Source organism: Roseococcus sp. (assembly GCF_965227005.1).
Taxonomy (GTDB): domain Bacteria; phylum Pseudomonadota; class Alphaproteobacteria; order Acetobacterales; family Acetobacteraceae; genus Roseococcus.
The window spans coordinates 12,958-37,887 of sequence record NZ_CBDDFJ010000016.1 but is presented as its reverse complement, the minus strand read 5'-3'; the positions used below and the strand labels follow the sequence as shown (position 1 = coordinate 37,887).

Below are 24,930 nucleotides of genomic sequence, written 5' to 3'. Positions count from 1 at the left end.
CCGATGGCCCCCGAGAAGGCCACGTCCAGCGCCCCGCTGATGAGCTGCACCTGCATCTGCCCGGGATTGCCGCCGACCCATTGCAGGTCCAGCCCCTCGCGCGCCGTGGCCGGCAGGCCCTCGATGATCGGGCGCTGGATGGCGCCGGCATTGCCGATGGCGGTGTTGGCGATGCGGACGGTCTGCACCGCCGCGCGCGCCGGCCGCAGGCAGGGCGCCGCCAGCGCGAAACCGGCGGCGGCGAGAAGGGGGCGGCGGGGGAGGGACATGGAAAGGCTCCTGGAGGGATCTAGGTGAGGCGGGCCATGATCCGGCGGTGGATCTCGAAGACCGCGGAATCCTCGGGATCGCGCGGCCGGGGGATGTCCACGACGATCTCCTCGACGACGCGCGCCGGGCGGCCGCCCAGCACGATCACGCGATCGGCCAGGAAGGCGGCCTCCTGCGTGTTGTGGGTGACGAGCAGCCCGGTCGGCGGGTTCGCCTGCCACAGCTCCTGCAGCAGCAGGCGCAGGCGGCGGGCGGTCAGCGCATCGACGGCGCTGAAGGGCTCGTCGAGCAGGACGATCTCGGGGTCGATGGAAAAGGCGCGGGCCAGGGCCACGCGCTGCCGCTGCCCGCCCGAGAGGCCGAGCGGGAAGGCGGATTCGTAGCCGGCGAGGCCGACCTCCTCCAGCAATTCGCGGCCGCGCTCGGGCGGCAGGCCGACGGCCTCGGCGGCGAGCTCGACGTTGCGCGCCACCGTCAGCCAGTTCAGCAGGCGGGGCTGCTGGAAGACCATGCCGAGGCGGCGCTCGGCGCCGGCCTCGACGCGGCCGGTATCGGTCTCCTCCAGCCCGGCGGCCATGTGCAGCAGCGTCGTCTTGCCGATGCCGGAGGGGCCGACCAGGGCGAGCAGCTCGCCCGGTTCGATGCGCAGGTCGAAGTCGCGCAGGATGGTCGCCGCCGCGCGGTCGCCGAGGCCCGGATAGGTCTTGCCGACGCCCTCGAAGAGGATGGGAGAGGCGCTCATGGCCGCGCCTCCCGCCGCCAGCGCGTGAGCCGGTTCTCGAGCCCCTGCATGACGCCGAACTCGATGGCGGCCATCACCACCCAGAAGATCAGCGTCCAGGCCAGCACGCCCGCCACGTTCTGCGCGCTGAACTCGGAATTGAGCTGGTAGCCCACGCCGTCCGAGAGGCCGAAGAGCTCGACCAGCACGATCACCTTCCAGGCCAGCGAGAAGGCGAGCCGCACGCCGCCCAGCAGGAAGGGCACGATGGAGGGCAGCAGCACGTAGCGGATGCGCGCCCAGCGCGAGAAGCGGAAGACCTGCGCCATCTCGGTCAGCTCCGCATCCACGGCGCGCAGGCCTTGCGAGATCGTCACCAGCAGCGGCGGCGCGATGCCGAGGATGATGGAGACGACCGGCGTCGCCAGCCCCACGCCGAACCAGATGACGCAGAGCAGCGCCCAGACCAGGCCGGGCACGGTGAGGCCCAGCACCACGGCGGGCTGGATAAAGGAATTGAACAGCTTGCTGCGCGCGGCGGCCAAGCCGAGCAGCACCGCGACCGCGAAGCCCGCCACCCCGCCCAGCGAGATGCGCCAGAGGGTGATCCCCACCTGCTCCAGCGCCATGCCGCCGACGAGCAGGCGCGTGACCTCCGACCAGACCTCCGCGAGGTCGGGCACCTGCGGGCTCTGCTTGGTTCTGGCCAGCAGCTCCCAGGCCACGGCCATGGTCACGCAAAAGAGGAGGCCGGGCAGGATCCGGCGCAGCCGCGCCGGCCATTCCCGGCGAGGGCGGGGCCGCGCCTCCTGCCGCGCAGGCGCGGGCAGGGCGACGGTGTCGGTCGCGCTCATCTTGTGTTCCTTTCGATCGCCTTGCGGCGCGTCATGCCGGCGGGAGCGGCGTCTCGACGTAGAGCTTGCGGGACGGCGGCGCGGGCACGAGGCCGAGGCGATGCGCGACCTCGATCTGCCGGTCGATGGAGGCGAAGACGGCCTCGTTCCACACCGTGCCGTAAACGTCGGCGAGGCGGGTGGGCAGCAGCTCGATGGCGGCGCGCTCGTTCTCGCGGATGCCGTAGGCGGCGTGGTTCTCGGCCAGGCGCTGCGGCTCGCTGCGGGTGAGGCGGTTGGCGGCGGCGAAGATGCGGGCCAGCCGCGTGGCCAGCTCGCGATTCTGCTCCACCCAGCTGCGCTGCGCCGCGAGGCCGACCAGGAAGGGCAGCTCCGTCTCGCCCGTGCCCTGCCGCCAGATGTCGGCGACGCGGCCGATCTCGCGCGCGCCCTGGCCGATCAGCCGCGTGGCCGTCGGCTCCAGGGTCAGGATGCCCTCCACGTCCCCGCGCTCGAACAGCGCCTGGTTGGCGGCGGGCGGGCCGAAGACGATGCTCATCTCGCGCCGGATATCGAGGCCGCCGACGGCCGAGGCGATGCGCGCGGCCTTGAAGGTCTCGCTCGTCTCGGCGGTGGAGGCGATGCGCTTGCCGATCAGATCCTCGGGCTTCCGGTAGGGGCTGTCGGCGCGCACCAGCCAGCGGCCGTGATTGTTCAGCCCGGGGCCGAAGACCACGATATCCGCCCCGCGCGCGGCGATCTCGACGAGGCCGAGCGCGCCATAGACGCTGACGTCGAGCGTGCCGGCCAGCAGCTGCACCTGCATCTGGCCGGGATTGGCGCCGACCCACTGGATGTCGACGCCGCCCAGGACTTCCGGCGGCAGCGAGGCGATCAGCGGCCGCCAGATGGCGCCCGCGCTGCCCGCGCCGGGCAGGGTGACGCGCACCGCCGCCGGGGCGGCGCCGCGCGCGAGGGCGGGCGCGGCGAGAAGGCCGGCGCCGAGCGCGAGTGCCTGCCGGCGGGTCGGGTGAAACTCAGGAAACGACAAGGCTGGCATGGGTGTTCTTGCCCTCGGAATAGCCCCGGTCGTGCATCCAGTTATAGGCGGGCGCGAAGAGCCCTTCCTCGTAGCGCTGGGCGTGCCGGTAGCGGATGAAGTGGCCGTAGTTCTGCGCGAGCTCCCCGGGCGTCAGGGCGCCCGCGGTCGCGTCGGTCAGGTGATGGGCGTAGGCGCCGAAATCGGCGTTGATGAGATCCACCGCCTGGTCGAGCACGCTGAAGAAGCTCTCGCGCTGCGCCTCGGTCAGCTGCGGCGAGACGACCTCGGCGCCGCGATAGAAGGAGAGCGCCACGATATGCGCGCCCTGCTTCAGGCCCAGCGAGATCCAGGGCTCCATGACCGCCGCGGCGCGCACCACGCCCTCGCGGAGCTTCTTCAGCCGGGTCTCCGGCGCGCCGATATGCTCGAGCTTCACGGCGCCCTTGCCGATGGCGCCCTCGATCGTCTGCACCGTCACGAAATGCGAGCCGGTGAACTCGTTCACGCCGATGGGCACGCCCGCGAGGTCGCGCGGCGTCTGGATCGCGGGATCGAAGGCGAGGATGGCCTGGGCCGCGATGGCCGGGCGCAGCGCGGCGATCCGCCCCTCGCCGGTGCCGCGCTCCAGACGGTCGATACCGCCCCATTCGCAGACGTTGTAGGCGTCGGCCTTGCGGTCCTCGAAGAGCGATTCCTTCTGGCGCTTCAGCACGTCGCGCTCGCCCGTGTCGTGGTCGGAATAGCTGGCGACCAGGCGGACATCGAGGCCGGCGGCGGCGAAGAGGCGCTTCTCCAGCGCCACGAGGATCGGCAGGTCGAAGACGGGCGGGTTGGGCGAGATGCGGATGACGGGGGGCGAAGCGGACATGCGGCTCTCCTTCGAGATCGATCACTGCAGGAGAGGCGTGGCGCCATCCTGCGGCGCACCATGGGTAAATCTCTTAAAAACATAAAACAACAGTGAAATTGTATATTTACATAATTATATCGCATATCTGCCGTGCGCGGCTCGGGATGCGTGCGCTCCCGCACGCTCAGTAGATGAACCAGAGGGCCATCGCTTCCTCGTCCGACAGGCTCGCGCGCGGGGGGAAGGCGATCGTCAGGACGACCGCCACGGCGCAGGCCCAGAGCAGCGCGAGAAGGGCGCCCGCGAGGTCTGGGTAGGTCGGGTCGATGAAATCCATGCTCAGTTCCTCGGCAGGGGGAGTCGGATGCGATGGGCGCGGTGCGCTTCTCGACGAAGTCGCGGAGAGCGCCGCTGCGCCTCCTGCGCCAGCACCGGCGAGGGGCAGGGGCGCTGGCGAGGAGGGCGCGGCGTCGCATGGTCAGTCCCGCACGAAGGTGACGGGGTCGCTGTATTCGAAGGGCTTGAGCCCGCCGATCAGCGCGCGCGGCCCGGCGAGGCGGTCCTTCACCGTGCGCCATTCGCCGCCGATCAGCGCCGTGATTCGATCGCCGGGCGTATAGGGCTGCCACTCCCCGACCGCCTGGCTCGCGGGCCGGCCGGTGCGGGCGAAGCTGCCCCAGATCTCGCCGATCCGGTCGCGGACCTGCGGCGCCCGCGGATCGCCGGCCACCAGGGGAGCGGCGGCCTCCAGCGTGCCGAAGATGAAGGGCACCTCGCCCGTATGCGGCGATCCCAGCGCGCCCTGCCGGGCTGGCGAGGCCCAGTCGAACTCGTAGGAATAGACCGGCGCGCCGCCGGCCGCCGCCTGGCGATCCGCGACCAGCGCGGTGGGCAGGCGGTAGAAGTGATCGCTGGTGATCCGGATCAGCAATTCGCTCGGCGTGACGTCCGGATGCAGCTGCCGGTAGCCCTCGATGACGCGGTCCGTCGCGGCATCGTCCAGGCGAAGGAAGCGCTGGATGCGGGCCCGCGCGCGGGCGGCGTCGAGCGCGAAATTGCCGGGATCGCCGGCGAGGAAGAAGGTCGCCTCCGTCGCCGCCCAGCCGATCAGCACGGGGATGCCGCGCGCGCTGGCCGTCGCCACGGGATCGTAGGGATGCTGAGGGAAGACCTGGCCGTCGAGCACGGGGCGGAACTCCGTGGCGCCCACCTTGGCCAGGGCGGCGAGCAGGCGATCGACGGGGGCCTCGCGCAGCCGGCCGGCGTCGCGCGCCGTCAGGCCGAATTCCTGCAGCACGGCATGGGCCGAGCGCGCCGCCACCTCCGGCGGAGCGAGGCGCCAGGCGCCCGAGGCGCTCTGGATCGCCGCGCGATGGAACAGGCCGGCCGCCGTGGGCGCCGCCAGCAGCGCCGCGACCTTCGCCGCGCCGCCGGACTGCCCGAAGATGGTGACGTTGCCGGGATCGCCGCCGAAGGCCGCGATATTGTCGCGCACCCAGCGCAGCGCGGCGATCTGGTCCAGCACCTGCAGATTGCCGGATTCCGGCGAAAGCTGGTCGGGATGCTCGCCGGTGAAGAAGGAGCCGAAGAGGTTCAGCCGGTTGTTGATCGAGACCACCACGACGTCCTGCGTCCTGGCGAGATACGAGCCGTCGAAGCCCGGGGCGGAGCTGGTGCCGATGGAGAAGCCGCCGCCGTGCAGCCAGAGCAGCACCGGCCGCCGCCCCTGGCCCGTGGCGGGGGTGTAGAGCGAGAGCGTCAGCGCGTCCTCGCTCTGCGGCAGGTTGGCCCAGTACCAGGCGAATTCGGCCGGGCTCTCGGACCAGATCTGCGGCGCGTTGGGGCCGAAGGTGGTCGCCTCGCGCACGCCGGCCCAATTCGGCGCTGGTTGCGGTGGGCGGAAGCGGTTGGCGCCGGCCGTGGTGGCGCCATAGGGGATGCCCTTGAAGACGGAGACGCCGCCGGACACCGCGCCGCGCAACCGGCCCGAGGCGGTCTCCACCACCGGCGCGGCGGCGTGCTGCGCGGCGGCGGGGAGCGCGAGCCAGGGCAGGGCCAGCCCGCCCAGCAGGCCGCGTCGATGGAGGGCCGTGCCCGCCGGGGGCTCGGGGAGATGATCGGTCATGTCTTCATTCCTTGCGTGTGACGGGGTGAGGGCGGTCGGTCAGGCCTTCCGAAGGTTCCAGAAGACCGGGTAGCCGCCGCCGAGAATGTCGGTGACGTTGCGGCGATGGGCGGTGCGGTTCAGCACCTGGCCGAGCGGGACGTAGGGAAGGTCATGCAGCGCCTGCCGCTGCAGATCGCCCGCGAGGCGGCGTTGCTCGGCCTCGTCCGCCGCCAGCAGCCATTCGTCGCGGAGCGCCTCGATGCGGGGGGAATCCGGCCAGCCGGTGCGGCCGGTCGCGCCATTGCCGCGGAGATACTGGTGCACCCCGGGGTTGAGCTGGTCCGCGCCCGCCCAGGTCGTGTGGAAGAAGCTCCAGCCGCCCTGGTCCATGGGATCGCGCTTGGCGAGCCGCTGCTGTGTGGTGCCCCAGTCCTGCGCCTGGAAGTCCACGTTGAAGCCGATGCGGCGCAGGAGGTCGGCGCCGATCTCGCCCTCGGCCTTGAGCACCGCGAGGTCGGTGGGCACGAGGACCGCCGTGCGCTCGCCGCGATAGCCCGCCGCCTCCAGCGCGCGTCGGGCCTTGTCGAGATCGCGCGGCCCGGTCAGCGGCTCGAGGCCGGCCTTGTTGGCGAGCGGCGTACCCGGAGGAAAGACGCCGACGCCGGTGCGCCAGTAATCCGGGTTCTCGCCGGCCGCGGCCATCACGTAGTCCGCCTGGCTCAGCGCCGGCAGGATGGCGCGGCGGATGGCCGGATTGTCGAAGGGCGGCTGGAGCTGGTTGAAGCGCAGCACCAGGATGGAGCCCGTCGGGTCCAGCACGGTGACGTTGACGTTGCGGTTGCGCCCGAGCAGCGGCAGCAGGTCGAAGCCCGGCGCCTCCCACCAATCCACCTCGCCCCGCTGCAAGGCGGCCGCGGCAGTGGAGGCATCGGGCAGCACCTGCCATTCGACGCGGTCGATCAGAGCGCGCTTGGGGCCGGCCAGGAAATCCGGCGTGCCTTCCTCGCGCGGGCGGTAGCGCTCGTTGCGCTCGTAGACGAGGTGCGCGCCGGGCACGCGCTCGGCCGTGTTGAAGCGGAAGGGGCCGGAGCCCACGAGTTCGCTGATCTGGCGATAGGGATCGGTGCTGGCGATGCGCTCCGGCATGATGAAGGCCTGGGGCGAGCCCGGCTTGCCCAGCGCGTAGCTGAGCAGCGGGAAGGGCCGCTTCAACCGGAAGCGAAGCGTGCGGTCGTCGGGCGCGGAGAGCTCGTCGGTGGCGGCGAGCAGCGCGTCGCCGAAGGAATCGCGCGCGGCCCAGCGGCGGATGCTGGCGACGGCGTCGCGCGCCAGGACCTTCTCGCCGTCATGCCAGAACAGGCCGTCGCGCAGCCGGATGGTCCAGCGGCGGCCCTCCTCCTCGACGAGATGGCCCTCGGCCATCTGCGGCTGCACGCGGAACTGGCTGTCGAGTGCATAGAGCGTGTCGAAGATCAGCGCGGCGTGGTTCCGGGTGACATAGGCGCCGGTCCAGATCGGATCGAGCACGCCGACATCGGATTGCGGGACGAAGCGCAGGACGCGGCTGTCGCGCGGCTGGGCGAGGGCCGGTGCCGCCACCGCGGTGGCGGCGGCGAGCAGCAGGGAACGGCGGGTGGCCATGAGTCGTCCTTCGCGGGCCAGGACGGGCCTGGCCGCATCTACGGGATCGGAAAGGGAGGAAGGCGGGCGGCGCTCAGGCGCCGGCGCGACATCGCGGCGCGGCAGCCTGAAGGGCTGGTGGGGAGGCCTTGGCGTACGGGGCCGGAGGACGCTTGCTCACCGGGAAAGAATAACAACCAAATAAAATTGTTCAATAAGATTTATGCGAAATTTTTAGGTGATAAACCGATGCGATCTAGCCGTCCCACCGCCAGCGCAGGGTGAGCGCCGCGGTGGCCAGCGTCACGCCGCCGAAGATCCAGCCCGACAGCGCCGCCGCCATGGTGCCTGAAAGCAGGACACCGACGGTGCAACCCAGGCCCAGCATGGCGCCCCAGCCCAGCAGGATCCCGCCGATCAGCGTGCGGCCCTGAACGCGCCAGCCCGGCCAGGCAAAGGCGATCTGCCCCGCGAGGCCCGCGCCCACCAGCGCTGCGAGGACCATCCCACCCACAAAGACCGCATTGCCCAGGATCGCGTCCGGCGCCGTGCCGCAACCCGCAAAAGCGTCGAGGCCGGGCAGGCGCGACGGCAGCAGCCCCAGCCCGTCGCCGATCGCGCGCGCGCCGCCGCCGATCGCGGCCGTCACGCCCAGAGGCTCGGTGCGCAGATAGGCCACCGCGCCGATGGCGCCGACGGCGAGGCCGCCCGCCCAGGCGGGCCAGCGCCGGCGGAAGACGCGGCGCAGCACCTCGGCGGGGTCGAGCCGGCCGGCATCCGCCTCACGGGCGGGCAGGCGGGCGAGCAGCGGCAGGGCCAGCAGGCCCAGGACGGCGAGGCTCGCCGCGATGCTGCCGGCATAGCCGAGGTGGTGCGGCAGCCAGACGACGGGTGCGTCGCGGATGCCCGCCTCGTAGAGCGCGGGCCAGCTCGCGAAGCCCGCGAGGAAGCCGAGCGCCGTGCCGACCAGCGCGACCGGTGCGCGCAGCGAGCCCTCGCCCAGCCGGTAGAGATGGCCGGAGACGCAGGAGCCGGAGAGCGTCATCCCCAGGCCGAAGGCGATGCCGGCCAGCACAAGCACCCAGGAGACCGGGCCGATATGCGCGTCCGGCGGCAAGGCCGGCGCGGCCGGGTTGGGCAGCCAGGCGCCGAAGACGATGCCATAGCCCAGCGTCCCCACCGCCAGCGCGGCGAGGATGCCGAGCAGCCCGCGCGGATCGCCGTTCCGCACGGCGTCGCGGAGGATGCAGAGGAAGCAGAGCCGGCTGCGCTGCAAGGCGAGGCCGAAGCCCGCGCCCAGGAGGAGCGCCATCACCAGCGCGCGGTCGCCCGCGACGGCGAGGCCCAGAACGGAAAGGGCGGCGACTCCCATCGCCGCCCCGAACCAACCGATCATCGATCCGGTGCCGTCAGGTGGCGCCCCAGACGGTGCCGGCGGGATTGTCGATCGGCACGCCCACCGAATTGCCGTACTCGGTCCAGGAGCCGTCGTATTGCCGCACGTTCTGGTAGCCGAGGATGCGCTTCAGGGCGAACCAGGTGTGGCTGCTGCGCTCGCCGATGCGGCAATAGACGATGATCGGCTTGCTGCCGTCGATGCCCGCCGCCGCGTAGAGGGCGCGCAGCTCCTCCACGCTCTTGAAGGTGCCGTCAGGACGCACCGCCTGGCCCCAGGGCACGTTGACGGCACCGGGGATGTGTCCCGCGCGGATCGCCAGCTCCTGGAAGCCCGGCGGGGCGAAGATGCGGCCGGAATATTCGTCGGCGCTGCGGATATCGACCAGCTTGGTCTCGGCCGCGCGGCTCTGCGCGATCGGCACCACGTCGGCGAGGCGGGCGCGGAGCGCGAGGTTGGGCTGTGCCGGCAGTTCGAGCGTGGTGGCCGTCTGCGTGACGGGGCGCGTCGAGACCTGCTTGCCCTCGGCCTCCCACTTGCGGCGGCCACCGTCGAGCAGGCGGACGTCGCGCACGCCATGGATCTCGAGCACCCAGGCGCCCCAGGCGGCGAACCAGTTGTTGTTGTCGCCGTAGAGCACGACCGTGCTGTCCTCGCTGACGCCGGCGCGGCGCAGCAGGGCCTGGATCTGCTCGCGGCTGGCGATGTCGCGGCGAACGGTGTCCACGAGGTCGCGATGCCAGGAGACGTTGGTCGCGCCCGGCACGTGGCCGCGCTCGAAGAGGCCGGGATTCACGCTGACCTCGATGATGCGGACCTTGGGGTCGCGGAGGTTGGCGGCGAGCCAGTCGGTGGAGACGAGGGCCTGGCCCGCGCCCGAGGGCGCCTGGGCGAAGGCGTCGCGGGCCGAGGCGGCGAGGGCGATGCCGCCGGCAAGGGCGGCAAGCCCGCGGCGGGAGGCGAGGGGCAACGTCATATTCTTGATTCCGTGTGATGACCCGGCGAAGGGGATGGGTGGACGAGCTTCATGTCCTCAGGCGAGCAGGCCACGACATCGTCCGTCTTCGGTGCGCGGAAACCGGATCAAGCTTCCCTCCAGACACATTTCCTGTAGATGAGATATGCGCAATCTATCAGTTTGAAAAGTGTTTTTTGATTTCATTATTATATATCGTGGAATTATCGCTCGTCCTGCGTGTCTGGTTCGGCCCGGAGATGACCGAGGGATTTAGGCAGGCCCTCCAGATTCCGCAAATTCTCGAGGCATATTAAACAAATTATAATAGTTAAATTGACAAACAACGATCATTGAGTCGTTGATGTGGCTTCGGCGCGTCGCCGGCGAGAAGGGCCTGATGATCGCAATGCCTGTGCAGCCTCGTTCCACGCGTAGCAGGCGCCGATGTCGTGCGGCCTCGTCGCCTGTCCCGCCCTGATCCGGCCCGCTTCGACGGTCCGGCACGCTGCCCTCCCGGAGAGCCCTCATGCCGCTTCCACGCCGGCCCCTTCTCGCGCTTCCCGCGCTTCTCGCCACGCCCAGCGCTCGTGCCGCCGCCTTTCCCGATCGTCCGCTCCGCTACGTCGTCCCCTTCCAGGCCGGCGCGCTGAACGACCTCCTCGCGCGCCACGTCGCGCGAAACCTAGCCCCTCGCCTCGGCCAGCCGGTCGTGGTGGAGAATCGCGCCGGCGCCGGCGGCGCGCTGGGCACGCAATACGTCGCCCAGCAGCCGGCCGACGGCTACACGCTGCTCAACAGCACCAGCGGCGTGCTCTGCATCGTCCCGCACCTCCTCAACGCGCCCTTCGATCCCTTCCGTGATTTCACGCCGGTCGGCTTCCCGGGCGAGGGCTACACGGTCCTCGCGGTGCATCCCTCGCTGCCGGTGAATTCGCTGCCCGAGCTGGTGGCCTATGCGCGCGCCAATCCGGGCAAGCTCAACTTCGGCTCCGCCGGCAACGGCTCCTTCGGCCATATCCAGGGCGAGTTGCTCAAGCAGCTCGCCGAGATCGACGCGGTGCACGTGCCCTTCCCGGGCAGCTCCGGCGCGCTCAACAGCACCATCGCCGGCGATACCCAATTCATCTTCGACTCCTACGCGCTGCAGCACGCCCAGACCGGCCGGCTGCGCGCCATCGCCATCACGGGCCCCGGCCGCTGGAGCGAGGCGCCCGACCTGCCGAACGTGAAGGAGGTCGGCCTCGCCAATTGGCCGGTGAATCCGTGGTGGGCGATCCTGGTCAAGGCCGGCGCGCCGCCCGAGGTCGTGGCCACGCTCAACCGCCATCTCAACGAAGCCTTCGAGGATCCGGCGCTGCTGGAGGGGCTCACCAAGGGCCTCGGTCTCAGGCCGGAGCGGCTGAGTCCCGAGCAGATCCTCGATCGCATACGCCACGACCACGCCGTCTACGGCGATCTCGTCCGCCGCATCGGCCTTTCCGCCCGTTCCTGAAGCCAAGGATGAACGACATGACCGAGCACAAGCCGCACGGCGAGGGCACCTCCTATCTGCGCATCAGGGAGCCGCAGCGCGTCACGCCCGAGCTTGCCGAACTCCAGGCCGAGGAGAAGGCCCGCAAGGGCTTCGTCCGCCACGGGCTCACCCTGCCTTTCCGCCCCGAGCATCTCGTCGCCAGCCAGCGCCTGGTGAACCTGCTGGTGCGCAGCCCGAACGGCCTGCTGCCCTTCCGCGAGCGGGAGATCCTGGCGGTCGTCGTCAGCTCCGAGAACCGCTGCGACGTCTGCACCATTCAGCACGCCACCGCGCTGGAGAAGACCGGCGCCTCGAAGGAGCTGGTGGACGTGCTCGCGGTCAACTGGCGTCGCGCACCGCTCAGCCAGCGGGAGCGCGCCCTGGCCGAGTTCGCCACGAAGCTGACGCGCCACCCGCAGGATGCCGACGAGAGCTATATCGACGGTCTCCGCGCCGCCGGACTCAGCGAGGAGGAGATCGTGGAGGCCGCGCAGATCGTCGGCGTCTTCAACTTCACCAACCGGGTCACGGGCGTGCTCGGCACGCGGCTGAATCCGGAGGCGCATGCCGCCTATCGCGCGGGCTGACGCTCCCTATTCGACGGTGATGGCGGCCTGCTCGTGGAGGGCCGCCCGCTGGCGGATCTCGCGGCCAGGATGATCGCCGAGGTCGGCGCGGCTTCCGGCGATCGGGGCCACGTCCACCCTCTCGAAGCCGGCCCGCAGTCCCGGGTCGTCCCCGGACGCACGGACATCTCTTCAAGGAATTCGCCTCATGCATAGAAGGTCATTCACCGCCGCCGCCCTCGGTCTCGTCGCTCTCGCCGCGGAGCTCGATCGCTGGGGCCGGCTGATCGGCGGCGCGCAGCCGCAGGCCGGCGCATGAGCCCGGTCTTCTCCCGCCGGGCGCTGGGTGCGGCGGGCCTGGCCGCGCTGCCGGTCACGCGCCTTCGGGCGGAGCAATATCCGGCGAGGCCCGTCACCTATGTCGTGCCCTATGAGCCCGGCGGCACGAACGACGCGGTGGGCCGCATCTTCGCACGGCAGCTCACGCAGCGCCTGGGCCAGAACGTGGTGGTGGAGAATCGCAGCGGTGCCGGCGGCACCATCGCCGCCACCTATGTCGCGCGGGCGCGGCCGGACGGCACCCTGCTGCTGAACGCCTCCAGCGCCAATCTGACCTCCGCGCCGCAGCTGCTGCGCGCGCCCTACGATCCCGAGGCGGACCTGCTGCCCGTCGGCTTCCTCGGACACTATCGCTATATCCTGGCGGTGGATCCGCGCCTGCCGATCCACAGCTTCCCGGATTTCCTGGAGTATGCGCGGCGGCATCCCGGCCGACTGAACTACGGCACGGCCGGCGTGGGCACCGGCAGCCATCTGGCCGGTGAGTACCTGCGGCTGCGGACCGGGATCGACATCACCCACGTGCCCTATCGCGGCAGTGGGCAGGTGCTCTCGGCCGCCGTGGCGGGCGACGTGCAGTTCGTGATGGACGCGCTGGCCATCGGCCATGTCCAGGCGGGGCGGCTGCGCGCCATCGCCTTCTGGGGCGCCAGCGCCGCGGAGGACCTGCCGGGCGTGCCGCATATCCGCGAGGTGGGCCTGCCCGACTGGAACCTGACGCAGTTCTTCGTGGCCGTCGCCCCGGCAGGCACGCCGGAGCCGGTGGTCCGGACGCTGCATGCCGCGATCGCCGAGGCGTCACGCGCCCCGGAGACCGTCGCGGCGCTGAAGGCCCTGGGCGTGGAGGCGCAGCCGCTCTCGCTGGCGGAAACGGCGGCGCTGCTCCGGCAGGAGACGGCGGTGAATCGGGAGGTGATCCAGGCCGCCGGCATCCGCGTCAGTTGAGGGGCCTGCGCCTCAGCGGTGGGCCGAGGCTGCCTCCGGGTTGGGCGTCACGCCGATGGCGCTGTTGATGCGGTTGCTGAAGTTGAAATAGGCCGCGACCGCCGCCGCATCGAGGATGGCGAACTCCGTCAGCCCGGCCTGGCGCAACACGTCCAGGTCTTCCGGGTCGATCTCGCCGGGGCGGCGCGTGATCTTCAGCGCGTAGTCGGCCAGCGCCCGCTCGCGCGCGGACAGGCCGGCATGGCGGTAGTTCACGATCAGGCGGTCGACCAGCACCGGATCTCCGGTGATCTCGCGCAGCGCGGCGGCATGGCCGAAAACACAGGCCTCGCAGCGGTTCTCGCTGCTGACGACGAGCGCGATGAGCTCGCGCTCGCGGCGGGAGAGCGCGCTGTCCGGATCCTGCGTGGCCGCGCGGCTCAGGGCGTCCTGTCCGAGCACGAGATTGGGGCGGTGCAGGACCGCGAGCTGCCCGTTGCGGATGTAGCCGAGCTTCTCCTTGGTCCGGTCCAGCACGGCCTGGACCTCGGCCGGGGCCTTCGGCGGCGTACCGAGGGCCAGCCAGGAGATGGCGGGAGTGGGCGTCTCGGGATGGGGGCGGTTGGACATGGCGGGTTCCTCTGCGGGCTTGGGCGCGGCCTCGTTCCGGGGGCAGCGGTGTATCGGGTGTCTCTCGGCTGGATGGCGCGGATCGCCGCGTCTCTGACGTTCGCGGATGTATCGAAGTCCGGCTCGCCCGAATCCCCCTGAGTGCGCGGGAGATTCTGGGATCTGGCGGCGAGGAACGCCAGCATCGCTGGAGATAAGGTCGCTATGTCCTGAATATCAATCGACCTGCTCGATACGGCCGGGCGGCCGCTCCCGGCAGCTAAAGCGCCTTCACATCGGCATGGACTTCGTCCAGCGTCTTCCGCAGGCGCCGCGCGAGTTCGCGGATCTCTTCGGCCGTGATGATCAGCGGTGGCGAAAAGGCGATGCGGTTGCCCACGATCCGCAGGATCAGCCCGTTGCGCCGCGCCGCCGCATCCAGCCGGCCGCCGAGGCCGACTGAGGCCGGCCAGTCCGTCCGGCTTTCCTTGTCCTTCACGATCTCGATGCCGCCGATCAGCCCGCAGCCCGTGAAGTTGCCGACCATCGGATGGTCGCAGAGCGCGCCGATCTCCTTGAGGAAGACCGGCTCCACCGACTTAACCTGGTCGATGAGCTGCATCTCCTCGTAGATCTTCAGCGTCTCCAGCGCAACCGCCGCGCAGACCGGATGGCCGGCATAGGTATAGCCGTGGATGAAGGCGCCGTACCTGTCGCTCTGCAGCAGCAGCGACTGGAAGATACGGTCGTTGATCAGTACCGCCGAGATGGGCTGCATCGCGGCCGAGAGCGCCTTGGCGCAGCTGATGAGGTCCGGCTCGATGCCATAGGTCTCGCAGCCCCACATCGTGCCGGTGCGCCCGAAGCCGCAGATCACCTCATCGGCCACGAAGAGCACGTCATACTTGCGCAGGACGGCCTGGACCTTCTCGAAATACCCGGCCGGCGGGGGAAGCGCGCCCGCGCCGCCCTGCACCGGATCGGCCCAGAAGGCCGCGACCGTCTCCGGGCCTTCCTCGAGGATCGTCTGCTCGAGCTTGTCGGCCAGGCGCTGCGAGAATTCCTTCTCCGTCTCGCCGGGCAGGCCGAAGCGGTAGAAGTTCGGGCAGTCGGTGTAGAGGAAGCCGTCGAAGGGCAGGCCGAAGCCGCTGTGGTAGTCGGGCTTGGCGGTCAGGCTGATCGTGGCGCAGGTGGAGCCGTGATAGCTGCCGGAGCGCGAGATGATCTTGCGCTTCTCCGGCTTGCCCTGGGCCTGCCAGTGGTACCAGACGAGCTTGATGGCGGTGTCGTTCGCCTCCGAGCCCGAGCATTGCAGCAGCACCTTGGACATCGGCACGGGCGCGATGGAGAGCAGCTTCTCCGAGAGATCGATGGCCGGGCCGTGCGAGGCATGGCGGAAGATCTGGTAGTAGCCCAGCGTCTTCATCGCCTCGTAGGCGACCTTGGCGAGGCGTTCATTGGCGTAGCCGAGCGAGGCGCACCACAGGCCGGCGCCCGCATCGAGGAAGGAATTGCCCGCGTCGTCGTTGATGTAGACGCCATCGGCATGCGTCATGATGGTCGGACCGACGTCCAGATGCTTGCGAGCGTTCGTCTGCGGATGCAGGACCGATGCGATGTCGCGGGCATGCGGGCTGTTGGCGGAGAAATGCGTCATCGAGCCTATTTCCTCTACGCACCCGTCGCGGAAGCCGGTGCCTGGCCGGGCGAGGATAGGCCTTCGGAATCGCGCGTCGAAAGTGCCGCTTGGAGAGACGTGCATCTCCTGTGGAGATGGCTTGGCATGGCGAACGGAGATGTTCGCGTTCCCAACGGCGACATCACAATCCGGGCCGGATGGATAAGCTGACGACCCGAACTGGCTGAGCGGGGATATCGGCATTGATCGTTGAGAGATTATCGGCCGGGCTGGTGACGCTGGGCCTTCTGGCAGGCCCGGCCTGGGCGCAGGATCTTCGCGTCGGCATCGGCCATTACACGACCTCCGCCGATCCGCATTTCTACAACAACTCGCCGAATAACGCTTACGCTGCGCATATCTACGACAGGCTGATCGACCGCAGCGCCACCGTCGAACCCATCCCCGGGCTTGCCACGAGCTGGCGGCCCGTCACCAGCATTCTCTGGGAGCTCAAGCTCCGCGAGGGCGTCACCTGGCATGATGGCCGTCCTTTCACCGCGGATGACGTCGCCTTCTCCTTCACTCGCGCCCGCGACGTGCCCAACAGCACGGGCGGCTTCCGTGGGTTCCTGCGCATGATCGAGCGGGTCGAGGTGGTCGATCCGCTCACCATCCATTTTCATCTCACCCAGGCGCATCCCCTGCTGCCGCGCGACCTGACGAACATCGCCATCGTCTCGCGCCATGCCGGCGAGGGCGCGACGACGGCCGACTACAATGCCGGGACGGCGGCGATCGGCACCGGGCCCTATCGCTTCCGCGGCTACCAGAGCGCCTCGCGCTACGAGTTCACGCGCAACGACGGCTATTGGGGCGGCACCCCGGCCTGGCGCAACGTCACCTTCCGCGCCATCACCAGCGACCCCGCCCGTAGCGCGGCGCTCCTCGCCGGCGATGTCGACGTGATCGATAAGGTGCCGACCAGCGACATTGCCCGGCTGCGGCGCGATCCACGTATCGGCGTCGCCGAGATCCAGGGCCTGCGCGTGATCTACCTGCAGAGCGACATGTCGCGCACGGGGGAGGTGCCCTTCGTCACGGACAATGCCGGCACGCCCTTGCCGCGCAATCCCTTCCTCGATCTGCGCGTGCGCCGGGCGCTCTCACTCGCGATCGACCGGCAGGCGCTGGCGGACCGCGTGATGGAGGGCACCGCGCAGCCCAACGGCCAATGGTTGCCTCCCGGCACCTTCGGCTACAATCCCGAAGTGGCGGCGCCCCGGCCCGATCCGGAAGGTGCCCGCCGCCTGCTCGCCGAGGCCGGTTTTCCCCAGGGCTTCCGCCTGACCTTCCACACCCCCAACGACCGCTATCCGAACGACGCGCGCGTCGCCCAGGCCGTGGCGCAGATGTGGACGCGAGTGGGCATCGGCACGACGGTCGAGGCGCTGCCCACCGCGGCCTTCGCGCCGCGCAACGCCCGGCAGGACTTCGCCATGCGGCTCGGCGGCTGGGGCAGCTCCAGCGGCGAGGCCTCAGTGATGATTACCCATGTGATCGGCACCTACGACCGGCAGCGCGGCACCGGCGCCAACAACAACGGCCGCTACTCCAACCCCGCGCTGGACGACCTCACGCGCCGCGCCATGGCCACCGAGGACGATGCGGCCCGCGAGGCGCTGCTGCGCGACGCCGTGAAGATGGCGATGGACGACGTGGCGCTGATCCCGCTTTTCCAGCTCACCAATTTCTGGGCGACGCGACGGGACTTCGTCATTGCGCCGCGCATGGACGAACAGACGACCGCCATGGGCGTCACGAGGGCACCTCAATGAAGATCGCGATCCTCCCGGGCAACGGCATCGGGCCCGAGATCATGCAGCAGGCCGTGAAGGTCCTGAATGAGCTGCGCAGCAACGGCCTGCGCTTCGAGGCGCAGGAGGCCAGCCTCCGCGGCGAAAGGATCGAGGCGCTGGGGACCACCATGCCCTTCGCCACCCACGCCCTGGTGAAGGAGGCCGACGCCATCCTCTTCGGCGCGATCGGCGCCTCCAGCACGGCGGTCTCCGAAGAGCCGGACCTGCTCGCGCCCGTCAGGCCGAAATCGGCGCTGCTGGAGATGCGGCGCGACCTCGGCCTCTACGCCAACATGCGTCCGGTGAAGTACATCCCCGAGCTGGGCAATGCCTCGCCGCTGCGCGCGGACCTCGCCGCCCAGCTGGATCTCGTCGTCGTGCGTGAGCTGAACGCCGATATCTATTTCGGCGAGCCGCGCGGGGTGACCGGCGCGCCGGGCGCACGCACCGGCATCAACACCATGCGCTACGAGGAGCACGAGATCGAGCGCATCGCCCATGCCGCCTTCCGGCTGGCCCGGCAGCGTCGGCGCAAGCTCTGCTCGATCGACAAGGCGAATGTGCTGGAGACGATGGCGCTCTGGCGCGAGGTGGTGACGCGCGTGGGCCGGGATTACCCCGACGTTGAGCTGAGCCACCTCTATGTCGACGCCGCCGCCATGATGCTGCTGCGCGATCCCGGTCGCTTCGACGTGATCGTCACCGGCAACCTCTTCGGCGACATTCTCTCCGACCAGACGGCGATGATGATGGGCTCCATCGGCCTATCCCCTTCCGCCTCGCTGGGCGAGGGCGGGAAGGGGCTCTACGAGCCTATCCACGGCTCGGCGCCCGATATCGCAGGCAAGGACATCGCCAATCCGCTGGGCATGATCCTTTCGGCCGCGATGATGCTGCGCCACAGCTTCGGCGACGAGACCGCGGCCGGCCGGGTCGAGAACGCCGTGCGCAAGGTGCTCTCCGGCGGGTTGCGGACGGCGGATGTGATGCAGGAAGGCGGCAGGCTCGTCGGTACCCAGGCCATGGGCGATGCCGTGGCCGCGGAGATCTGATGCGATGGGCATGAACATCGTCGAGAAGATCCTGGCGCGCTCGGCGGGCCTGCCGAGCGTCGTTCCGGGCGACGTGGTCTTCGTCGACGTCGAGACCTCCGTCCTCTTCGACCTCACCTTCTATGCCGAGCACCGGACCGAGGTGCTGCACGTCCATGACCCGACGAAGGTCGTCATCGTCTACGACCACTTCATCCCCGCCCCCGACGTGGCGGCGGCCGAGGCGCAGGTCTATGGCCGTGCCTTCGCGAAGAAATTCGGCATCGAGCGCTTCCACGACGTGGGGAAGGATCAGGGCATCAGCCATGTCATCGTGGCCGACCGCGCCTATTCGCTGCCCGGCACCGTGCTGGTGAACGGCGATTCCCACACCTGCGGCGGTGGCGCCTTCAACTGCGCGGCGCGGGGCGTGGGCGGGCCGGACATGACCTTCGCGATCACCACCGGCCAGACCTGGTTCCGGGTCAGCGAGACCGTTCGCTACGATTTCGTCGGCCGGCTGCGCCCGGGCGTCTCGGCCAAGGACATCTTCCTCTACATCGCGGGACGCTGGGGGGCGCATGTGAATCAGAACATCGAATATGGCGGGCCCTCGATGTCGACGCTGAGCCTCAACGCCCGCCGCACCCTGGCCACCATGGGCACCGAGCTCTCGGCGGATTTCGTGATCTTCGAGCCAGACGACCTGCTCATCGACTATGTCCGCGCCCGCAATCCCGAGCCCTTCGAGCCGCAATGGCCCGATGCGGATGCCCTCTATGCCGATCGCCGCACGCTGGACCTCTCGGAGGTCGTGCCGCTGGTCGCGCTGCCCGATGCCGTCGTGAGCAATTCCGTCTCCATCGCCAGCGTCGCCGGCCAGCGGATCGACCAGGCCTTCATCGGCTCTTGCGCCAACGGCATGCTGGAGGACCTGGCGGCGGCGGCGAATATCGTCGCCGGGCACCAGGTGGCGCCGGGCGTGCGCTTCATCGTCACCCCCGGCTCCCAGGCGATCTACCGCGAGGCCGCGAAGGCCGGCTACGTGCAGACGCTCATGGAGGCCGGCGCCATCGTCACCACCGCCACCTGCGGCGCCTGCATTGGCGGCCATATGGGCGTGCTGGGGCCGAACGAGGTCTGCATCACCGCCAGCACCCGCAACTTCAAGGGACGGATGGGCGATCCCTCCGCGCGCATCTTCATGGCCTCGCCCTCGACGGTCGCGGCCTCGGCCATCGCGGGGCACATCGTCGGCGCGGCCGATTTCATCCCGGGAGACGCGGCATGACCACGGGACGCAGCTGGAAGTTCGGCGACAACATCAACACCGACCTGATGCTGCCCGGGCCCGTGCTGATGAAGAGCGAGGCGGAGCAGGCCCGGGCAGTCTTCCAGGCCAACCGCCCCGGCTGGATCGACGAGATGCGCCCCGGCGACCTCATCATCGGCGGGCGCAACTTCGGCATGGGATCGAGCCGGCCGGCTGCGCGATCGCTGCGCAACATCGGCATCGGCGCGGTCATCGCGGAGACCATCAACGGCCTCTTCTTCCGCCTCTCCGTGAACTACGGCTTCCTGGCGATCGAATGTCCCGGCGTGTCCGAGGCCTTCGAGGAGGGCGACGTGGCCGAGATCCGGCTGCAGAGCTGGAGCGTCATCAACCACCGCACCGGCGCGGTGCTCGATGCCACGCCGATTCCGACCAAGCTGCTCGAGATCATGCAGGGCGGCGGCGTCCTCCCGCTGCTGCTGAAGAGGAGGCTCGTCGCGGATGACGGGGCGTCCCGGAGGAAGATCCACGGCCCAGGCTAGATTTGGCGGTTCCGTGACGGCTGTTAGTCTCCCGCCCCTCACCAGCCGGGAGCGGGCCGTGCCGTTGCATATCGATCTCGTCACCGCCCGGCTCTTCGTCGCCGTCATCGAGGAGGCCAGCATCGCGCGGGCCGCCGAGCGCGAGAACATCGCGCCCTCGGCCATCAGCAAGCGCATCGGCGAGCTGGAGCAGCGCAGCGGCCACGCTCTGCTGCGCCGCCATCATCGCGGCGTGGAGGCGACGCCGGCCGGCGCCATCCTGCTGCGGCGGGCCCGCGGCCTGATGCACGAGGCCGCGCTGCTCGAGGAGGAGTTGCAGAGCCTCGTCGCGGGTGAGCAGGGCCATATCCGCCTCGGCGCGAACGAGGCCTCGCTGACCGGCTTCCTGCCGGGCATGCTGCGCGGCTTCATGGCGGAGAACCCGCACGTCCGCATCGATCTCAGCGAGCTGCTGAGCGAGGAGGTCGTGCGCGCCGTGACGGAGAACGCCGCCGATATCGGCGTCTTCGCGGAGACGGCGCCGGCGGGCGACCTCTGGGTCCAGACCTGCTCGCGCGACAGCCTTTCTGCCGTCGTCGGGCGCGATCATCCTTTGGCGGGAGCGTCTGACGTCACTCTCGCCGACCTGCTGGCGCATGAGATCATCGGCCAGGTCCGCCACAGCTCCGTGGGCTCCATCCTCTCCCGCGCGGCCGCTGCCCTGGGGCGCGCGCCGATGATCCGCCTGCGGGTGGACGGCTTCGACGCCGTCTGCCGGCTGGCGCAGGAGGGGCTCGGGGTGGGCATCGTCACGGCGCATTACGCGGGAATGATGGCCGGGGCGCTGGACCTCGCGGTGCTGGCCATCCGCGAGCCCTGGGCCAGGCGCACGCACCGGGTCTGCGTGGCGGATCCGGACCGACTGGCCGCGGCGCCGCGCAGGCTCGTCGCGCACCTGCTGGGTGTGCCCGTCTCAGCCATCGCGAGTGGCGAGGGCGAAGTGACGAAGCGGCAGGGCGCCGGCGTGGCGCGGCAGGCTAAACCGGCGGGAACACGGCACAAGGCAACGACATGAATCCGGGTGAGCTTCGGGAGCCGGTGCCCCCGACCATCGAGGTCCGGCTATTCCAGGAGCCGGAGGACCTGGCGCGCTGCTTCGAGGCGCTGGACGTGCTGCATCCCGGGAGGTTGGACCCCGCCGACTTCACCGCGACCCTGACGCGCATGGTCCGCGAGCCGGGCGTGCGCGTGGCCGGGATCGAGGAAGGTCCGCGCGTGCTGGCCTGCGTGGTCTTCCGGGTGGCGGAATCCCTGTCCTACGGGCGGCATGTCAGCATCGAGGAGATCGCCACGGTCCAGGATGCACGGGCACGCGGCCTCGGCCGGATCCTCATGGATCACGTGCGCGATCACGGCCGGGCCGAGGGCTGCGCCTCCATTCACCTGAACTCCGGCCTGGGTCGGGCGGCGACACGGCGCTTCTACCACCGCTACGGGATGGATATCTCTTCCTTCCACTTCAAGATGGAGATCTAGGGCGCGGGGGGCAGTCATCTCCATGGGAGATGGATGCTTCTCCAAGCAGCACTTCTGAGGCCGGAAACCCGCCGCTTATCCTTTTGTGACCGAACGATAGTCATTCTGGCGATCGGGATCACAGGGAACCGGGATCCATGGCGGGATACGCTGCCTCGACCACCCGCCGCGGCCTTCTGCCGCTCGTGGCGCTCGCGGTGTCCGCGCCGCGTCTGGCCCAGGCTTTCCCCGAGCGCGCCATCACCTTCGCGACCGGCTATGCGCCAGGAGGCGGAACCGATGTCGCGGCCCGCATCCTGGCGGACCGGATGGCGGTCCATCTCGGTCCCGGCACCCGCATCGTCGTCGAGAACCGTCCCGGCGCGGCGGGCGCCATCGCCTCCGAATGGCTGACGCGCCAGCCGCCGGACGGCCACACGCTCATGATCACCGAGACGGGCGCGGCGCTCGCGGCGCCGGTCGCGGTGATCGGCGGGACGCGCTACGAGCCGATCGAGGACTTCACCCATCTCGGCTTCATCAGCCGGCCGCCGGCCGTGCTGATCGTGACGCCCGCACTGGCTGCCGCGACGCCGCGCGAGATGCTGGCGCGGCTCCGTGCCATGCGGCCTGGCAGCACGACTTATGCTAGCTCGGGCTTCGGCGGGATGATCCACATGTGGGGCGAGATGGTTTCGCAGCGGCTCGGCCTGCAATCCGTGCACGTGCCCTATCGCAGCGGCGCCCAGATGATCCAGGCGATCATGACCGGCGAGGCCCAGTACGGCGTCTCGTCGATGGCCTCGGCGGCCACGATGATGCGCGAGGGCAAGGTGCGGCCGGTGGCGCTGGTGGGCGACCATCGCTATTCGCCCTTCCCCGAGATCCCCACCATGGGGGAGCTGGGCGAGACGGGCTTCGAGACGGGCAGTCTCTTCATGCTCGTCGGGCCGCCGCGCATGGCCGAGCCTGTCGCCGCCGCGATCAATGCCGCGCTGCTGAAGACGCTGTCGGAACCGGCGGTCGGCGAGCGGCTGCTTTTCGTCGGCCTCGATCCGGCGCGGGCGCCCAATGGCCTGACCGATGCGCGGGAGGAGATGATGCAGCAGCTCGCGCGCATGCGGGCCATCGTCGAGCAGACCGGAATCCGGGTGCAGCCCTGATGACCGAAGGGGCCGAACGCTTCGTGACCTTCGAGGGCGTCGGCAAGACCTATGCCGGGGGCGTGCATGCCGTGCGCGACCTCGACCTCGCCGTGCGGCGCGGCGAGTTCGTGACGTTCCTCGGGCCTTCAGGCTCCGGGAAGACGACCTCGCTGATGATGCTGGCCGGCTTCGAGACGCCGACCGCCGGCGAGATCCGCCTCGACGGCCGCTCGCTGGGCGATGTGCCCTCCTACCGCCGCAACATCGGCATGGTGTTCCAGAACTACGCGCTCTTCCCGCACATGACGGTGGCTGAGAACATCGCCTTTCCGCTGACCGTGCGCCGGCGGCCGCGCGCCGAGACCGCCGAGGCGGTGAAGCGCGCGCTGGATCTCGTGCAGCTCGGCGGATTCGCGGAGCGGCGGCCGGCGCAGCTCTCCGGAGGGCAGCAGCAGCGCGTGGCATTGGCGCGCGCGCTGGTCTTCGACCCGCCGCTGGTGCTGATGGACGAGCCGCTCGGCGCGCTCGACCGGCAGCTGCGCGAGCACATGCAGATCGAGATCAAGCACATCCACGCGCGCCTCGGCGTGACGCTGGTCTATGTCACCCATGACCAGGGCGAGGCCCTGACCATGTCCGACCGCGTCGCCATCTTCCGGGACGGGCGGCTGCAGCAGGTCGCCGCGCCGGACGAGGTCTATGAGCGTCCGGCGACGAGCTTCGTCGCGCAGTTCGTGGGCGAGAGCAACCAGTTCGGCGGCACCGTCCTGGAGGCCCATGGCGGCACCTGTGCGGTGGAGCTGGATGGCGGATGGCGCGTTTGCGCGACGCCCGGATATCCGGCCAGGGCCGGCGATCGAACCACCGTCTCGGTGCGGCCGGAGCGGCTGCGGCTCGGGCTGGGCGCCGTGCCCGAAGGGGGATGCGCCGCTACGGTCGAGGAGATCATCTACCACGGCGACCATCTCCGCGCCCGTCTGCGCGCCGCGGCTGGCCAGGAGCTCGCGGCCAAGCTGCTGAGCGGCACCGCGCCCGAATGGCTGCGCCCCGGCGCCGGGCTGCATGTGTCCTGGTCCGGCGAGGATGCCCGCGCGCTCGATCCGCTGCCGGCGCATGCGAGCGCCGGATCGTGACCATCCAAAATCCGAAAACGGAACGGGAGAGACTCACATGATTCGGGATATCGGCCGGCGCGCCCTGGCGCTTCTCGCACTCGGTGCCGGCTTCGCCGTGAGCGCCGCTTCGGCGCGCGACCTCACCGTGGTGGGCTGGGGCGGCTCCAGTCAGGCGGCGCAACAGCGCGTCTTCTACCAGCCCTTCACCGCGCAGACGCGCATCCCGATCCTCGAGGATTCCTGGTCCGGCGGGATCGGGATGCTCCGCACCCGCGTGCAGGCGGGCAACCCGACCTGGGACGTGGTCCAGGTGGAATCCGATGAGCTCCAGATCGGTTGCGACGAAGGCCTTTACGAGCGCCTGGACTGGGGGACGCTTGGCGGCCGCGCCGCCTTCCTGCCTGATGCGGTCAGCGATTGCGGCGTGGGCTCCGTCCTCTGGTCGGTCGGGCTGGCCTATGACGCTGGCCGGCTGCGCGAGGCCCCGGCCTCCTGGGCCGATTTCTGGGATCTGAGCCGCTTTCCCGGTCAGCGCACCATGCGCCGCGGCCCGAAATACACACTGGAATTCGCGCTGATGGCAGATGGCGTCGCGCCAGCCGATGTTTATACCGTCCTGCGAACGCCCGCTGGCGTGGACCGCGCCTTTCGCAAGCTCGACGCCCTGCGTGGCCGGATAATCTGGTGGACGGCGGGCGCTCAACCCGGCCAGCTGCTGGCCTCGGGCGAGGTCGTCATGGCCGCCACCTACACCAGCCGCATGTTCGCCGCGCGGCGCGACGACAATCGCAACTTCCAGGTTGTGTGGAACGGCAGCATCCATGCCGTGGACCATTGGGTCGTGCTGCGGGGCTCGCCCAACCGCGACAATGCGATGCGTCTCGTCCAGTTCATGACGCGGCCGGAGAACCAGTCGCGCATCCCCGCCCTGGCCTTCCAGGGCGCCACCAACCTGCAGGCCATCGAGCAGGCCGATCCGGCGGTGGCGACGAGCCTGCCGACCTTTCCGGCGAACCTCGCCGTCTCGCGGTCGATCGATACCGAATTCTGGGTCGACAACATCGAGCAGCTGACCCAGCGGTTCAACGCCTGGGCCTCGCGGTAA

23 protein-coding genes and 1 pseudogene are annotated in these 24,930 nt (G+C 70.0%); 12 read left to right on the top strand and 12 right to left on the bottom strand.

From position 1 onward, the window contains the following. From ACO057_RS06495 to ACO057_RS06450, 10 genes and pseudogenes are all read right to left on the bottom strand, one after another. Window positions 1-269 (bottom strand): annotated as a pseudogene (locus tag ACO057_RS06495) (hypothetical protein); the annotation flags it as partial. Between the two features lie 20 nt (window positions 270-289). After that, complete coding sequence (locus ACO057_RS06490; RefSeq protein WP_421989824.1) at window positions 290-1,012, bottom strand: ABC transporter ATP-binding protein; 723 nt, start codon at window positions 1,010-1,012, stop codon at window positions 290-292. Next, complete coding sequence (locus tag ACO057_RS06485) at window positions 1,009-1,845, bottom strand: ABC transporter permease (protein ID WP_421989822.1); 837 nt, start codon at window positions 1,843-1,845, stop codon at window positions 1,009-1,011. The genes ACO057_RS06490 and ACO057_RS06485 overlap by 4 nt, the downstream gene beginning before the upstream one ends. Window positions 1,846-1,876: 31 nt before the next feature. Then, window positions 1,877-2,875 (bottom strand): ABC transporter substrate-binding protein, encoded by a 999-nt coding sequence (locus ACO057_RS06480; RefSeq protein WP_421989820.1) that lies wholly within the window; start codon window positions 2,873-2,875, stop codon window positions 1,877-1,879. After that, window positions 2,862-3,734: a hypothetical protein gene (locus ACO057_RS06475; protein ID WP_421989818.1), complete on the bottom strand. Its 873-nt coding sequence runs from the start codon at window positions 3,732-3,734 to the stop codon at window positions 2,862-2,864. Before ACO057_RS06475 ends, ACO057_RS06480 begins: the two co-directional genes overlap by 14 nt. 166 nt (window positions 3,735-3,900) lie before the next feature. Continuing rightward, the gene (locus ACO057_RS06470) at window positions 3,901-4,053 is read right to left on the bottom strand and encodes a hypothetical protein (RefSeq protein WP_421989816.1); all 153 of its coding nucleotides are present in this window, start codon (window positions 4,051-4,053) and stop codon (window positions 3,901-3,903) included. 141 nt (window positions 4,054-4,194) lie between these two features. Continuing rightward, a complete protein-coding gene (locus tag ACO057_RS06465; RefSeq protein WP_421989814.1) occupies window positions 4,195-5,841 on the bottom strand; it encodes a carboxylesterase/lipase family protein in 1,647 nt (548 codons plus the stop codon). A gap of 39 nt (window positions 5,842-5,880) precedes the next feature. Further along, window positions 5,881-7,464 carry an ABC transporter substrate-binding protein gene (locus ACO057_RS06460; protein ID WP_421989812.1) on the bottom strand — a complete coding sequence of 528 codons (1,584 nt, stop codon included), beginning with the start codon at window positions 7,462-7,464 and terminating at the stop codon, window positions 5,881-5,883. A gap of 235 nt (window positions 7,465-7,699) precedes the next feature. Continuing rightward, window positions 7,700-8,839: a YeeE/YedE family protein gene (locus tag ACO057_RS06455; protein ID WP_421989810.1), complete on the bottom strand. Its 1,140-nt coding sequence runs from the start codon at window positions 8,837-8,839 to the stop codon at window positions 7,700-7,702. Between the two features lie 13 nt (window positions 8,840-8,852). Next, the gene (locus ACO057_RS06450) at window positions 8,853-9,815 is read right to left on the bottom strand and encodes a sulfurtransferase (protein ID WP_421989808.1); all 963 of its coding nucleotides are present in this window, start codon (window positions 9,813-9,815) and stop codon (window positions 8,853-8,855) included. Between the two features lie 508 nt (window positions 9,816-10,323). Between ACO057_RS06450 and ACO057_RS06445 the strand changes: the two genes are divergently transcribed. From ACO057_RS06445 to ACO057_RS06435, 3 genes are all read left to right on the top strand, one after another. Further along, entirely contained in the window at window positions 10,324-11,289 is a 966-nt protein-coding gene (locus tag ACO057_RS06445) for a Bug family tripartite tricarboxylate transporter substrate binding protein (protein ID WP_421989806.1), read from the top strand. 17 nt (window positions 11,290-11,306) lie between these two features. Beyond that, on the top strand, window positions 11,307-11,897 hold the full coding sequence (locus ACO057_RS06440; RefSeq protein ID WP_421989804.1) for a peroxidase-related enzyme: 591 nt from the start codon (window positions 11,307-11,309) through the stop codon (window positions 11,895-11,897). 294 nt (window positions 11,898-12,191) lie between these two features. Beyond that, a complete protein-coding gene (locus ACO057_RS06435) occupies window positions 12,192-13,160 on the top strand; it encodes a Bug family tripartite tricarboxylate transporter substrate binding protein (protein WP_421989802.1) in 969 nt (322 codons plus the stop codon). 12 nt (window positions 13,161-13,172) lie between these two features. Here the strand turns inward: ACO057_RS06435 and ACO057_RS06430 are convergent, their stop codons facing one another. Both ACO057_RS06430 and ACO057_RS06425 read right to left on the bottom strand, forming a co-directional pair. Next, a complete protein-coding gene (locus ACO057_RS06430) occupies window positions 13,173-13,769 on the bottom strand; it encodes a peroxidase-related enzyme (protein WP_421989800.1) in 597 nt (198 codons plus the stop codon). Window positions 13,770-14,028: 259 nt separating this feature from the next. Continuing rightward, window positions 14,029-15,405, bottom strand: a complete 1,377-nt coding sequence (locus tag ACO057_RS06425; protein ID WP_421989798.1) for an aminotransferase — start codon at window positions 15,403-15,405, stop codon at window positions 14,029-14,031. 224 nt (window positions 15,406-15,629) lie between these two features. On the opposite strand from ACO057_RS06425, the gene ACO057_RS06420 reads away from it, so the two are divergent. From ACO057_RS06420 to ACO057_RS06380, 9 genes are all read left to right on the top strand, one after another. Then, complete coding sequence (locus tag ACO057_RS06420; RefSeq protein WP_421989796.1) at window positions 15,630-17,204, top strand: ABC transporter substrate-binding protein; 1,575 nt, start codon at window positions 15,630-15,632, stop codon at window positions 17,202-17,204. Beyond that, window positions 17,201-18,277 carry a 3-isopropylmalate dehydrogenase gene (leuB, locus tag ACO057_RS06415; RefSeq protein ID WP_421989794.1) on the top strand — a complete coding sequence of 359 codons (1,077 nt, stop codon included), beginning with the start codon at window positions 17,201-17,203 and terminating at the stop codon, window positions 18,275-18,277. The genes ACO057_RS06420 and leuB overlap by 4 nt, the downstream gene beginning before the upstream one ends. 10 nt (window positions 18,278-18,287) lie before the next feature. Beyond that, window positions 18,288-19,547, top strand: coding sequence for a 3-isopropylmalate dehydratase large subunit (locus tag ACO057_RS06410; RefSeq protein WP_421989792.1), 1,260 nt, complete (start codon window positions 18,288-18,290; stop codon window positions 19,545-19,547). Then, window positions 19,544-20,071 carry a 3-isopropylmalate dehydratase gene (locus ACO057_RS06405; RefSeq protein ID WP_421989790.1) on the top strand — a complete coding sequence of 176 codons (528 nt, stop codon included), beginning with the start codon at window positions 19,544-19,546 and terminating at the stop codon, window positions 20,069-20,071. Before ACO057_RS06410 ends, ACO057_RS06405 begins: the two co-directional genes overlap by 4 nt. A 58-nt stretch (window positions 20,072-20,129) precedes the next feature. Then, window positions 20,130-21,125, top strand: a complete 996-nt coding sequence (locus tag ACO057_RS06400; protein WP_421989788.1) for a LysR substrate-binding domain-containing protein — start codon at window positions 20,130-20,132, stop codon at window positions 21,123-21,125. Further along, entirely contained in the window at window positions 21,122-21,586 is a 465-nt protein-coding gene (locus tag ACO057_RS06395) for a GNAT family N-acetyltransferase (RefSeq protein ID WP_421989786.1), read from the top strand. The genes ACO057_RS06400 and ACO057_RS06395 overlap by 4 nt, the downstream gene beginning before the upstream one ends. A 137-nt stretch (window positions 21,587-21,723) precedes the next feature. Then, the gene (locus ACO057_RS06390; protein ID WP_421989784.1) at window positions 21,724-22,728 is read left to right on the top strand and encodes a Bug family tripartite tricarboxylate transporter substrate binding protein; all 1,005 of its coding nucleotides are present in this window, start codon (window positions 21,724-21,726) and stop codon (window positions 22,726-22,728) included. Then, complete coding sequence (locus ACO057_RS06385) at window positions 22,728-23,843, top strand: ABC transporter ATP-binding protein (RefSeq protein WP_421989782.1); 1,116 nt, start codon at window positions 22,728-22,730, stop codon at window positions 23,841-23,843. The genes ACO057_RS06390 and ACO057_RS06385 overlap by 1 nt, the downstream gene beginning before the upstream one ends. A gap of 37 nt (window positions 23,844-23,880) precedes the next feature. Beyond that, window positions 23,881-24,930, top strand: coding sequence for an ABC transporter substrate-binding protein (locus ACO057_RS06380; protein ID WP_421989780.1), 1,050 nt, complete (start codon window positions 23,881-23,883; stop codon window positions 24,928-24,930).